Raw genomic sequence first — 12,355 nt, 5'->3', positions numbered from 1 at the left:
TTTCCTCCGCAGCCCTTTCCAATCGAGCACGTTCCGCAATAAATTGTTCGTATTCTGCAGCTTGTCTCTTACGTTCTTCCTCTTTCTGACGAAGATAATCAGAATAGTTTCCCCAATACTCAGTGATTTTGCCATCTTTCAGTTCCCATATTTTATCTACTATTTCATCAAGAAAATAGCGGTCATGGCTAATAACTAACAGTGCACCTGTAAAATATTTTAGCTGTCCTATTAGAAAATCAATTCCTTCACGGTCTAAATGGCTCGTAGGTTCATCCGCTAAAATACCATGAACCTGTGCCGATAAGGCCTGTGCTATTTTAAGCCTTGTTTCTTCACCACCGCTCATGGTCTGTATATTTAATTGCTCAACACCTAGCTTGCCTACAAGCGCAAAATCTTTTTCCTCCTGCAGAGTTACTTCGTCCAACTGGGGAATATAGGCAAGTTCACCCAGATGATTCATTTTACATCCTGGGAGAATTAATTCTCCTAAAAGTACCTTGAATAAAGTGCTTTTTCCTGCACCATTTGCTCCTACTAAACCAATACGGTCATAATCATATACTTCTAATTCATTTATATCTAAAACATCGTGTCCTTTGAATTCCACACGAATGTCTTTTGCTTTTAATATTAATTCCATAACATTTCCTCCTGTCTATAATCGCATGCTTTCATTTGCTTGTACGCAGGAAAAACCCTGCGATTTTAGCAGGAAGAATTACATGAAAATAAGATACATAAATATCCCTCCAATATTGTTTATTTTAAATCTAATTTTCTAATCTCATTTATCATCGGGCAAACTATTGCAATGCAAATAATTAAAATACCTGATAGTAAAAACCAATGATTTACACCGATTCTATCAGCAAAGAGTGCAGAAAGAATTAATCCAATTGGCATAGCAAGAGACATGATACTTCCAGTTAAAGAAAATACACGTCCTAAATATTCAGGCTTAATTTTCTCCTGAAAAAGAGCTGTTTGCACACCGCTGTAAAACGGAACAGAAAGCCCCATTATTGCACAGCAGACTACAAAAATGAAAAATCCACTTTGGGGAAGTAATCCTGAAATGGTTAAGCTTATCCCCATCATAAAAATGGATGCTGTTATTAATAAGATTCGCTTTTGGTAATTCCCAAATAACCCTAATAATAGACCCCCTATCAACATTCCAGATGCAAAGGAAATTTCCGTAATAGAAATATGCACAGGTGTTCCATTAAAGTAATCCATGCTAATTAAAGGGAATAGTGCATTAATTGGCATATAAACAAACATATATAATGTTCCAACGAGTAATAAAGCAAATAATCCTTTATTTTGCCGTAGTACAGCCATTCCTTCTTTCATTTCTCTTATGAAATTTGGGTCCAAACTTTGCACGCGATCACCCAGCTTAGGAATACGTACAATTGCTACCGTAATAGATGCAATCACAGCACCCAATACATCGATGGCAATAATAGCATTTAGTTCCCAAACGGAGTATAAGAGTGCTGCAACCGCCGGACTAACAATATAGCTTATAGACTGCAAAGACTGACTATAGCCTGCACATTTCGTAAGCTGTTCTTCTGGTACTAAAAGTGGCGTAACCGCATTGAGAGCCGGGGTGTGAAAAGCTGTTCCAATGCTACGGATAAACAATACTATCATAACCATCCAGACAGGTAGCTCCATATAGAATGCAACAATAGTAAGCACCGAACCAGCTGCTGCGATAATTAAATCAGCACCAATCATTATCTTCTTCCTATCATGACGATCCACTAGCACACCAATTGCAGGTCCAAAGACCGCATAGGGTAAAAAACCTAATAGTGAAGCCATAGACAAGACCATCGCGGATCCAGTTTTTTCTGTAAGGTAAAAAATAATCGCCATTTGCAAGATGGCACTAGTGATTAATGATACTGCTTGCCCTGCCCATATTGTATAAAACTTAAGTTTCCAATTGTTGTATTTTTCCATTTATATTATCTCCTGCATATTATTTTGCTTAAATTTCTATTTTGAATAGCATTATAGGCAATAAAAAAATGCAGGCCTAAATCCACAGTGTGGCTTTTGGTCTGCATACATACAATTTGGAAACATTCATATTAAAGACATAGTTAAATAAAGGTATAGTTAAATAAAGGTATAGTTAAATAACCAATATCCTCACTGTAACTAATGAATGCTCAATATCGTATAAATAAGCACAACAAAAAAGCCTATCATCGGGTATAGATTCTGCTTTTCTTATTGCCAGCTTATCTTAAACGCATTGAGGCTGTCATAGTTTCGGTTCCTCCTACATCTTTGTTTATATCAATTTATAGTATAACACAACAAGATGATATGTTCAATATAAAAGTTATGGAATGAGTCTCATACTTCCAATTCGATGCCAGATTTAAAGGATATGACGAAGTGTTCTTCATAGACTGTAACGCTCTGGATTATCTTCCTTAGTAGCAAGCGATTAGCTTTCACAAAATCTTCTGTTTGTAGTTTTAAAAATTCATCAGGATTTTCTAACTCAACCTCAAAATATTTCATTTTACATTCCCTCATTTCATTTATTGATAAATTGAGTTTACAAAAAAGAGTGGACAATTTTTGTCTACTCTTAACCTTTAAAATAGTTTTTTTAATCGATTTGAAGTTGCCTAAATTATTACTTATTCGGTAAAATGAAGTATTGCTTTCAACAGATTTCCTTCAACTACACTTCACTTGATTCAAACAAGGTGGGTACATTTCTATTCCCACAAACTCCTTGTCAATGGAAACAAACACGTACCCACAGGGTAAATGGAAATAGAAACTGATAATTTCTAGCTATCACTTCTACTCATTCCAAAAATTTTCTCACTCTGATACTTACCTACCATAAAGCAAAAAGCCTTGCAATCAAGGCTTTCATTATCCCTTTCGTTCAAAGGTTTCTAAGCTTTTACGAGCAGAGTAACACACTCCACGTGATGCGTCTGTGGAAAAAGGTCCACCGGCTGTACTTTCTTCAATTCGTAGCCCAATTCTTGATAGAGTTTGATATCCCGAGCCATGGTAGCGACGTTACAGGAGATATAGGTGATCCGATCAGCTCCTGTTTGAGCGCTTGCTTTGATAAAGCTTTCAGTCAAGCCCTTACGTGGTGGGTCGACTAGGATAGCTGTTGGTTGGATGCCTTCTTTGAGCCAATTTTTCATAGCATTTTCAGCTGTGTCACAGTCATAGTGGGCATTGGTGATATTGTTTAAAGCAGCATTCTTCTGGCTATTTTCTACTGCTTCTGGGATGACTTCGACACCATAAACTTTCTTAACATGCTTAGCGACTGATAAGCCAATAGTCCCGATTCCTGAATAGGCATCAATGACCACATCGTCTTCTCTTAACTCCGCAAAATCAATAGCTGTCTGATAAAGCTTCTCTGCCATTTCTGTATTGACCTGGTAAAAGGCTGGTCCAGAGATTTGGAAGCTATTCCCCAACATTTGGTCCGTAATATAATCTTGACCATAAAGCGTATGCCATTCTTTCCCGAAAATGGCATTGGTATTTTGGTCATTGATATTTTGCATAACTGATACGATTTCTGGGAACTGCTTAATCAATTGTTCGATCAACTGTTCTACTCGGAAAATTTTAGGACGAGTTGTCACCAAGATAACCATGATTTGACCTGAATGATGTCCACGACGAACAACAAGGTTACGAATCAAGCCAGACTGTTCCTTCTCATCATAGGGTTTTAAGTCATAACGACGGAGTAAATCACGTAAAGCCACAATAACTTGGTCAATAACTGGATCCTGGATATAAAAATCTTCAAGAGGCATAAGATCATGAGAATTCTTACGGAAGAAACCAGTCTCTAGGACACCATTAACGCGACGAACAGGAACCTGAGCCTTGTTACGATACTTGACAGGATTTTCCATGCCAAGAGTATCTGAAACCTCTACATCCGTGATTCCAGCAATCTTATAAAGGCTGTCTTTAACTTGCTTGGTTTTAAACTTGAGTTGCTCCGGATAAGCTAGGTGTCCCAAGTCAGCAATGCCTGAACGTAGGTAATCCAAATCTAAGTCTTGATTACGATGTGGAGATTGTATCAGGTATTTCTCGACTTTACCAAAGCCAACCTTCTTATTGACTTTAAGGACTCGCATAAGGATTTTTTCAGTCGGAAGAGCATTCTCTACAAAAAAGACCAAGCCATCTACCTTGGCAACACCTGCTCCTTCATGAGTCAAATCGACAATCTCAACTTCTACAATATCATTTTTCTTTAACATATTTTTCACTTTCTATGTGCCGAAAAAAAAGACGGCAACTGTTCTGTTACCATCTATTATACCATGAATTGACCTAAGCACCAAAACTCTTGAAGAAATCAAGGATAGCTTGCCAAATTGAGCTAAGGATGTTTCCACCGTCTTGAATAGCTTTATTGGCATCAAAGTTTAGGTCAATATTGCTGAAACTATCACCTGCTTGCGCAACAATGCTTTGTTTCAAATCTTTTAGAGTCTTTGTGAAGTCTTCGTTATTCAGAATATCACTCTTTGAAAGATTAAAGGCAAAGTTGATGATGATATTGATCTGATTTCCTGTTATAACCTGATCTAGCTTATAATTTTTCAATGTATCTTCTACAATCTTACGAACATCATCTTCAGTAAGCTCACCCTTAGACTCTTTAGCCTTAGCGACTGCAGCCTTGATATCGGCTAGGGCTACGTTCAGTTTATTGGCATCAAAGCCTGATTTGTCCTTGTTTTCATCGTTAATGTCTGACAAGGCCTTGAGCTCTTCCTGAGCCAAGTCTTTATTTTCCTGAGGCAACTTAACACCATTAGACTCAAGGGAATAGTAAATCCCCGCTAGAGCACTTTCACCAGTAACTGGGATTGGTGCCGCAACGGTGATACGCGCGTGCTCCACACCCAAGGTAACCGCCGCATTACGGTACATATCTTGCGTTACTTTAGTGATATTTTCAGGTGTTTCAATCTTGACCTCAAGGGGAGATTTTTCTCCTAATTTTTGAATTTTTGCAGATGAATAGAGCTGGAGACTAGAGTCATTGGCGACGTTCATAATCTTTGAGTAGACATCTGGCGTCATAGTCTTCAGTTCTTTGGTATCTGTAGAGGCATTATAGCCGAGTTTTTTAAGTGTTTGATTTTTTTGATCTTCCGTTAATGAAGAACCCAAGACGTACTCAGGTTGAACATAGGTTTCATCAATTACTTTTTGAACATCAGTGGCTGCTTGAGCACTTTGTAGTGTTGCAACTGCTAAAAGTACTGCAACGCTAGTCAGAAAGAATTTCTTTCGCATGAGACGTTCCTCCTTTTCCTATCTAGCATAGTAAATTAGTCTTAAAGAAAGCTTATAAAAGCACCTAGAATTTTCTAAGTGCTTAAAATAGATTAAAAAATTTAATAATATAGAGATTCAATCTAACCTGCCTTGAATAATAGTAATTCCCCCCATCAACGTAGAGTTCAGCCCCGCTAAAGAGTGAAATAGGATTAAGGTAAGTGTAGGTTTCTCCAGTTGTATTTCCTAAAATTGGAGCAACTGTTTCTCGTGAGTATTGTTTGGCTAGGGCAAGTGTATTCTCTTTCCCGTTTTGAGCGATAAAATCGATATAAGCTGGACCAAAGTTATAAGCCTGTACAGCGGTCCAAACATCTACTCCTTTTTCTTGCGCTAAATAAAGATTTTCAGTCAAGGTTTGAATCCCCTGACGAATACTACTCCTATTGTCAGAAATCGTATTTGTAGTACCACTGGCAGACTCACTGGACTGCATCACGTCACTTTCTTTACCTTTGGTTTCGGTATAAATCATGGCCAAGATTAGTTCTTCATTTGCTGGCGTATCTTGCTCACTTAAAACCTCTCGTACCAAGGATTGATAGGTCATGACCTGCTTTACATCCCGATACATGTGAAAAAGTTTATAGCCAGTAAATAATACAAGAACCAGTAGCAAGACCCTTCTTATAAATTTAAACATTATTTGCTTTGTATATCCTCGATGTTTTTGATTAAGATAGAGTAGGTTCCATTGTCATTTTGGATAAATTCGACCGACTCAGCATCTTGATAAATATTATTGGGTACAATTAACTCAATACCATTTGATAGGGAAAGCTTTTGGTTTTCAAATTTCTTTAATTGGCGACTAGCATCGATTTCATCAAACTGAACTGGCTCCGGTACAGCTTCTTTTACCTGATCAATAAAGCTAAGACGTGCAGTGAGATTGTTGTCAAAAAGATCATTTGCCAATTTTTCTGGAGACAATTCATTGCTTTCTTCAAGGTTATTGAAAATAGCAGACTTGACCTTAGATTGAAATTGAAAATCATCTGTATTAAAGGTTTCTGCAATTCTCTGAGCTGTTTTTTCAAGTTCCTTGATAGACTTTTTAGGTGAAATCTTTGGCTGAGCCTGGATCAGATTCTCAGAAAAATAGTTCAAAAAAGCCCCGTTGTACTTGATTCTTTTTTCAATCAGGTGATATTTTCGACTCTGAAGATTGACCACCAAGGCTTCGTCAGCACCCGTTCCAAATCCTGGTAGATTGTTTTGAGTTAGCTTGATTGGATTGTCAACTTCTCCACCCAGATGGGTTAAGGTCTCACGCAGGGCAATTCGCAAGAAAGCAAAATGTTCCACTCCTTCTTTAGAAAACTTCACAAAAATCAAGTCATTGGTCTTAAGATTTTCAGAAATTCTGAACTCCTCTTTCCAGAGGTTTGCCAGTGTCACCGATGTCTCCAACAAATCGTCTGTGATGTGATTGAAGAAGGGATTTTCTTCTTCGAAAATCCCAGTCTTGGCTTCATCTGAATACACACGTTCAATTTTCTTGCGCAGGTATTCTTCGATTTTTGGAGTGATATTGAGAAATTTATCCGCTAGAAACAACTCCGTGTCATCTGGGCTGAACTGATGGATAATGGCTTTCTTAATATAAATGTCCATAAAAATTTTAGTCCTCGTATAATGGGAAGGCATCTGTCAATTCTTTAACTTCGCTTCTCACTTCTTCTAAAACAGCCTCATTTTCTGCATTTTTAAGGGTTTTAATGATAAGTTCAGCCACTTTACGGCTTTCTTCTTCACCAAACCCACGTGCAGTTGTTGCTGCAGCTCCGATACGAATACCACTTGTCTTAAATGGTGACAAGGTTTCGTAAGGGATTGAGTTTTTATTTAGGGTAATATTGACCTCATCTAGCAAGTTTTGAGCAACTTTTCCGTTCTCTACAACCTTGGTTACATCAACTAGGAAGAGGTGGTTTTCAGTTCCGCCAGAAATGATACGGAAATCAGGGTCTTGCAAGAAGACATCTGCCATAGCCTTGCTGTTCTTGATGACATTGGTAGCATATTCCTTGAAGGCTGGATCCAAAACTTCTTTGAAAGACACAGCTTTAGCAGCGATAACGTGCTCCAAAGGTCCACCTTGGATACCTGGGAAAATAGCTGAGTTGATTTTCTTGGCAAGATCTTCATCATTGGTCAAAATCAAACCACCACGTGGTCCACGAAGGGTTTTGTGGGTCGTTGTTGTTGTAATATGTGCATAAGGCACTGGACTTGGATGAAGACCAGCAGCAACCAAGCCAGCAATATGAGCCATATCTACCATGAGTTTAGCACCAACAGCATCTGCAATTTCACGGAATTTTGAAAAATCAATAATTTGAGAGTAGGCTGAAGCTCCTGCTACGATTAATTTTGGTTTTACTTCTTGGGCTTGTTTTAAGATAGCATCAAAGTCCAAGAGCTCTGATTCTGGATCTACGCTATAAGAAACAAAGTTGTAGGTTTGACCAGAGAAGCTGACAGGAGCTCCGTGAGTCAAGTGACCACCTGCTGCCAAATCCATCCCCATGACCGTATCACCTGGCTCAATCAAGGCCATGTAAGCCGCACAGTTAGCTTGGCTTCCAGAGTGAGGTTGGACATTGGCAAATTTTGCACCGAAAATTTCTTTTGCGCGTTCAATGGCTAGAGTCTCTACCACGTCTACCACATCAGTTCCACCATAATAACGGCGTCCTGGGTAACCTTCGGCATATTTATTCGTCAAGATAGACCCTTGAGCTGCCATAACAGCCTTGGAAACAACGTTTTCCGAAGCAATCAACTCAATGTTGTTTTGTTGGCGTTCTTCTTCCTTAGCAATAGCATTCCAAAGATCTGCGTCATAAGCTTTAAAATCATCTTTGTCAAAAATCATAGGTCTTCTCCTTTATAGTGTGACAGTTCTTTAGTTTGTTTTTACAACAAGAATATAAAATCCAAACTAAAAAATGCGAATAAACCGTTTCTGCGTCTTATCGCAGGTATAACCAACTTTTTCATAGAAAGCATGCGCACCTAAACGATGGTCTGCAGAATTTAAGCGAATAAAGTTATAGCCTCGTTTTTTTGCTTCATGTTCCAATCCTTGAAGTAAAGTTTTTCCGATACCCTGACCCTGTGTTTGAGGCAAAACAGCTAAAGCTAGGATATTAAAACCTGGTTTTGAATAAAGGGATTCATAAACCTCGGCATGAACATAACCAAGTAAGTCATGGCTGGTCGAATCCTCGAAACCCAGTAGGTAGTGATGAGAGTCTTGAGACAACTTATCTAGTTGACTAGACGTTTCCTCTAAACTAAACAAATAACCTAAAGCTTCTTTGTTAATCTCACAAATAGCTGCAACATCTGTTGTTTTCAAATCACGTAGCATATCATACCTCCTCAAAAGGAATGGCTGGTATCTTGGCAAGGATATCTTCTCGAGTAATCGCTCCTTGGCGTAGAATCTTTACCTTGTCGCCAGATAAGTCTAAAATAGTCGAATCCTGACCCGTTAAAAAAGCATCGTCTTCTAGTCCCAAGACCACTTGGTCAAAGTTTTGAAGAATCTTGTGAAAATCTACTCCACTTGATTGACCTGAAATATTGGCAGAAGGTCCGATTAAGGGGCCAAACTCACGAATCAACTCCAGAGTTACAGGATGACTCGGCATGCGAAATCCAACTGTCGTCAAATTTGAATTGACCCAGTAAGGAACCTTGTCATTAGCTTCTAAGATAATGGTCAAAGGGCCTGGCAAAAAATTTTCAACCAATTGTTGTAAATAAGTTGGCTGATTCCTAGAAAAGTTCAAGATATCGTCTAGACTAGCGACATTGAGATTGAGCGCCTTATCTCTTGGACGACATTTAAGCTGATAAACATGGTCAACAGCCTTTTCATCCAATGCTTTTGCAAAAAGTCCATAAACAGTCTCCGTTGGCAAAACAACAGCTCCACCATTTTCAAGCTCGTGCTTAATTTTCTCCATCATCAATGACAACCATCCTATCTTGGCAAAATTGGTCTTTCAGAGTTCGAACTCGCTTCTCAGGAAAATTTTCCTTGAAAAGAGCTGGAACGCTTTGTCCTTGTTTGTAGCCAATTTCAAGATAAATCTTACCACCATCACTTAGATAGTCTTTAGCTTCCTCCGCGATTCTGCGATAGATCGCTAGACCATCCTCATCTGCAAAGAGGGCTAAATGTGGCTCTGAATGGAGAACATTCAAACCAACTTCTGCCTCATCTACTCGAGATATATAAGGTGGATTGGATACAATTATATCATATTTTGAAGAAATTTCAGAGAAACAATCAGATTTTTTTAAAAATATATTAAGATTTTGAATTTCGGCGTTTTCTCTAGCCAAATCGAGAGCATCTTGAGAGATATCGCTAGCTGTGATTGTCCAATCTGGTCTATTTTTAGCTAAAGCAAGGGCGATAGCACCGCTTCCTGTTCCGATATCCAGAACTTTGAGATTTTCCTCTGGATTCTCAGCTAGGATGAGCTCCACCAACTCTTCTGTCTCTGGGCGAGGAATCAAGACCCGCTCATCAACCTTTAACTGCATCCCAAAAAATTCTGCATGACCGATAATGTACTGGGCAGGTATATGTGCTACTAATTTCGTGTAAATTTCCTCTACAAACTCTTTTTCTTCCTCTGTAACTTCTTGCTGAAGGGCAAAGACGAAGTCAGTAAAAGATAGATTTTTCAGGCTACGATAGACAAAGGAGAGGCTTTCTGCTTCCTCTCCTTGTCTTATCAACTCTTCTTCAAAATCTGAAAATAATTGAGCTAATTTCATTATTTGTTTAATTCTTCCAATTTTTGCGTTTGATCATAAAGAACCAAGGCATCCACAACTTCATCTAGTTTACCAGACAAAATCGTATCTAGTTTTTGTAGAGTCAAGCCGATACGATGGTCTGTCACACGGTTTTGTGGGAAGTTATAGGTACGGATGCGTTCTGAACGGTCTCCTGTACCGATAGTAGACTTACGCTCAGCGTCTTGCTCATCTTGGGCAATCTGTGCAAAGTGGTCTGCCACACGCGCACGAATGATCTTCATTGCCTTCTCACGGTTTTTCTGTTGGGTACGTTCTTCCTGCATCTCAACCTTAATATTGGTTGGCAGGTGAACGATACGAACGGCAGTCGCAACCTTGTTGACGTTCTGTCCACCAGCTCCAGATGCGTGGTAGATATCCACACGAAGGTCTTTGGGATCAATATCGTACTCTACTTCTTCCACTTCAGGCATGACAAGGACAGTAGCTGTCGAGGTATGAACACGCCCTTGACTTTCTGTCACAGGGACACGTTGAACACGATGGGCACCAGACTCATACTTAAGCTTAGAGTATACAGACTGACCTGATACCATAGCAACCACTTCCTTGAAACCACCGACACCGTTCATAGAAGCCTCCATGACTTCAAAGCGCCAGCCTTGGGCTTCAGCGTACTTTTGGTACATGGTTAGCAAATCGCCAGCAAAGAGGGCGGCTTCATCACCACCAGCTGCTCCACGGATTTCAAGGATGATGTTCTTGTCATCGTTTGGATCTTTAGGAAGTAGCAAGATCTTCAGTTTTTCTTCGTACTCTTCTTTTTCAGCCTTGGCATCTTTCAATTCTTGTTTGGCCATTTCTTCCAAGTCCGCATCTCCGCCTGATTCTTTAATCATCTCTTCGGCATCGATAATGTTTTGAAGGACTTGTTTGTATTCGCGGTAGGCAGTTACAGTATCACGAGTAGAAGCTTCCTCTTTTGAAAGCTCCATGAAACGCTTGGTATCAGAGACCACATCAGGGTCGCTCAGCAATTCTCCCAACTCTTCATAACGGTCTTCTACAGCTTGTAGTTGATCATAGATGTTCATTTTTTCTCCTTATTTTTCAATTGTTAAATCGTATATGGCTACTACTTCGTTCTCAAATATTTCCCCAGTTTCTTTAAATCCATAACTGAGGTAATAATATCTTGCATGTTCATTTTCTGGTTCATAAGACAACCAAAGTTTATTGGATAAACCTGCTGGCGCTGTCCGAACATAGTCTATCACCTTATCCATAATTGGTTTAAAATATCCTTGATTTTGAAAATGCTTATCAATCATGAAACGAAATAGTAAATAATTTCCATTACTAATTCCGATTTTTTTATCATAAGCTAACATCACAAAACCTATGATTGCATCATTATCGTAAACTGCCAATGGAGCTACAAAATCTCCATTTTTTGTGTAGACATATGCTTCAGCTAAACTAATTGCGTTGGTAGCAATAAATTGTTTTTGATATTCCTTAACATCCAAATGCAGAACATCAAAATAATTTTCCATTGTAACATCTCTTAGTTCAATTGTCATAGTCTTGCTCCTTGTTAGATGTTATCATTGGCGCAAAATAATGTTTACGGCAAACCGAGATATAGGTTTCATTGCCACCTATCTGAATTTGCTCACCTTCATAAGTAGGTTTCCCATCCAATGTTCGTAATACCATGGTCGCCTTTTTCTTACAATACTGACAGATAGTCTTAATCTCATCAATCTTATCTGCTAAGAGTAAGAGATGTTTAGATCCTTCGAACAGTTCATTGCGAAAATCATTCTTCAAACCAAATGCCATAACGGGTATGTCTAACTCATCGACGACACGAGCTAGGTCGTAAACATGGTGACGCTTTAGAAACTGGGCTTCATCGACCAAAACACAGTAGGGCTTTTCAGGTAAATCTCGAATATAACCAAAAATATCCGTAGTGTCATCAATAGCAACTGCTGGTCTTTTCATCCCAATCCGACTTGAAACATAGCCAACACCATCACGTGTATCCAGAGCTGAAGTCATGATGACAACTCCTTTTCCTTGCTCCTCATAGTTATAGGCTACTTTAAGAATCTCAATGGTCTTTCCTGAATTCATAGTCCCATAACGATAATACAACTGTGCCATGCTT

General features: G+C 38.9%; 13 protein-coding genes and 1 pseudogene. All 14 read right to left on the bottom strand.

Annotated features, from left to right (window positions below; all coding sequences use genetic code 11):
* Positions 1 to 646, bottom strand: a pseudogene (msr(D), locus tag HMPREF2987_RS09320) (ABC-F type ribosomal protection protein Msr(D)); the annotation flags it as partial.
* Between the two features lie 119 nt (positions 647 to 765).
* Positions 766 to 1,983: a macrolide efflux MFS transporter Mef(A) gene (gene mef(A) / locus HMPREF2987_RS09315; RefSeq protein WP_018374806.1), complete on the bottom strand. Its 1,218-nt coding sequence runs from the start codon at positions 1,981 to 1,983 to the stop codon at positions 766 to 768.
* 402 nt (positions 1,984 to 2,385) lie between these two features.
* Positions 2,386 to 2,556 (bottom strand): hypothetical protein, encoded by a 171-nt coding sequence (locus HMPREF2987_RS09310; RefSeq protein ID WP_002941306.1) that lies wholly within the window; start codon positions 2,554 to 2,556, stop codon positions 2,386 to 2,388.
* 389 nt (positions 2,557 to 2,945) lie between these two features.
* Positions 2,946 to 4,301 carry a 23S rRNA (uracil(1939)-C(5))-methyltransferase RlmD gene (gene rlmD, locus HMPREF2987_RS09305; protein ID WP_075230302.1) on the bottom strand — a complete coding sequence of 452 codons (1,356 nt, stop codon included), beginning with the start codon at positions 4,299 to 4,301 and terminating at the stop codon, positions 2,946 to 2,948.
* A 73-nt stretch (positions 4,302 to 4,374) separates the two neighbouring features.
* A complete protein-coding gene (locus HMPREF2987_RS09300) occupies positions 4,375 to 5,349 on the bottom strand; it encodes a DUF1002 domain-containing protein (protein WP_075230301.1) in 975 nt (324 codons plus the stop codon).
* Between the two features lie 82 nt (positions 5,350 to 5,431).
* Positions 5,432 to 6,034, bottom strand: coding sequence for a lysozyme family protein (locus HMPREF2987_RS09295; RefSeq protein ID WP_075230300.1), 603 nt, complete (start codon positions 6,032 to 6,034; stop codon positions 5,432 to 5,434).
* Positions 6,034 to 7,008, bottom strand: coding sequence for a nucleoid-associated protein (locus HMPREF2987_RS09290; protein ID WP_075230299.1), 975 nt, complete (start codon positions 7,006 to 7,008; stop codon positions 6,034 to 6,036). Before HMPREF2987_RS09290 ends, HMPREF2987_RS09295 begins: the two co-directional genes overlap by 1 nt.
* A 7-nt stretch (positions 7,009 to 7,015) precedes the next feature.
* Positions 7,016 to 8,272: a serine hydroxymethyltransferase gene (glyA, locus tag HMPREF2987_RS09285; RefSeq protein ID WP_075230298.1), complete on the bottom strand. Its 1,257-nt coding sequence runs from the start codon at positions 8,270 to 8,272 to the stop codon at positions 7,016 to 7,018.
* A 66-nt stretch (positions 8,273 to 8,338) separates the two neighbouring features.
* Complete coding sequence (locus HMPREF2987_RS09280; protein WP_075230297.1) at positions 8,339 to 8,770, bottom strand: GNAT family N-acetyltransferase; 432 nt, start codon at positions 8,768 to 8,770, stop codon at positions 8,339 to 8,341.
* 1 nt (position 8,771) lies between these two features.
* Positions 8,772 to 9,374 (bottom strand): L-threonylcarbamoyladenylate synthase, encoded by a 603-nt coding sequence (locus HMPREF2987_RS09275; RefSeq protein ID WP_075230296.1) that lies wholly within the window; start codon positions 9,372 to 9,374, stop codon positions 8,772 to 8,774.
* Positions 9,358 to 10,194 (bottom strand): peptide chain release factor N(5)-glutamine methyltransferase, encoded by an 837-nt coding sequence (gene prmC / locus HMPREF2987_RS09270; protein ID WP_075230295.1) that lies wholly within the window; start codon positions 10,192 to 10,194, stop codon positions 9,358 to 9,360. The genes HMPREF2987_RS09275 and prmC overlap by 17 nt, the downstream gene beginning before the upstream one ends.
* Complete coding sequence (gene prfA / locus HMPREF2987_RS09265) at positions 10,194 to 11,273, bottom strand: peptide chain release factor 1 (protein ID WP_001028810.1); 1,080 nt, start codon at positions 11,271 to 11,273, stop codon at positions 10,194 to 10,196. Before prfA ends, prmC begins: the two co-directional genes overlap by 1 nt.
* Positions 11,274 to 11,282: 9 nt before the next feature.
* Positions 11,283 to 11,762 carry a GNAT family N-acetyltransferase gene (locus HMPREF2987_RS09260; protein ID WP_075230294.1) on the bottom strand — a complete coding sequence of 160 codons (480 nt, stop codon included), beginning with the start codon at positions 11,760 to 11,762 and terminating at the stop codon, positions 11,283 to 11,285.
* Complete coding sequence (locus HMPREF2987_RS09255) at positions 11,752 to 12,351, bottom strand: thymidine kinase (RefSeq protein ID WP_075230293.1); 600 nt, start codon at positions 12,349 to 12,351, stop codon at positions 11,752 to 11,754. Before HMPREF2987_RS09255 ends, HMPREF2987_RS09260 begins: the two co-directional genes overlap by 11 nt.
* Positions 12,352 to 12,355: the final 4 nt, after the last annotated feature.

Origin of the sequence: Streptococcus sp. HMSC067H01 (assembly GCF_001814775.1) — a bacterium.
Classification (GTDB): Bacteria; Bacillota; Bacilli; order Lactobacillales; family Streptococcaceae; genus Streptococcus.
The sequence above is the reverse complement of the archived record's forward strand: the minus strand, read 5'-3'. Positions and strand labels throughout refer to the sequence as shown.

Coding starts and splice junctions, on each gene's coding strand:
- HMPREF2987_RS09290 (WP_075230299.1), bottom strand. CDS start 7,008: ATGGACATTTATATTAAGAAAGCCATTATCCATCAGTTCAGCCCAGAT.
- prmC (WP_075230295.1), bottom strand. CDS start 10,194: ATGAAATTAGCTCAATTATTTTCAGATTTTGAAGAAGAGTTGATAAGA.
- HMPREF2987_RS09255 (WP_075230293.1), bottom strand. CDS start 12,351: ATGGCACAGTTGTATTATCGTTATGGGACTATGAATTCAGGAAAGACC.
- HMPREF2987_RS09300 (WP_075230301.1), bottom strand. CDS start 5,349: ATGCGAAAGAAATTCTTTCTGACTAGCGTTGCAGTACTTTTAGCAGTT.
- glyA (WP_075230298.1), bottom strand. CDS start 8,272: ATGATTTTTGACAAAGATGATTTTAAAGCTTATGACGCAGATCTTTGG.
- HMPREF2987_RS09310 (WP_002941306.1), bottom strand. CDS start 2,556: ATGAAATATTTTGAGGTTGAGTTAGAAAATCCTGATGAATTTTTAAAA.
- rlmD (WP_075230302.1), bottom strand. CDS start 4,301: ATGTTAAAGAAAAATGATATTGTAGAAGTTGAGATTGTCGATTTGACT.
- prfA (WP_001028810.1), bottom strand. CDS start 11,273: ATGAACATCTATGATCAACTACAAGCTGTAGAAGACCGTTATGAAGAG.
- HMPREF2987_RS09275 (WP_075230296.1), bottom strand. CDS start 9,374: ATGATGGAGAAAATTAAGCACGAGCTTGAAAATGGTGGAGCTGTTGTT.
- HMPREF2987_RS09280 (WP_075230297.1), bottom strand. CDS start 8,770: ATGCTACGTGATTTGAAAACAACAGATGTTGCAGCTATTTGTGAGATT.
- HMPREF2987_RS09295 (WP_075230300.1), bottom strand. CDS start 6,034: ATGTTTAAATTTATAAGAAGGGTCTTGCTACTGGTTCTTGTATTATTT.
- HMPREF2987_RS09260 (WP_075230294.1), bottom strand. CDS start 11,762: ATGACAATTGAACTAAGAGATGTTACAATGGAAAATTATTTTGATGTT.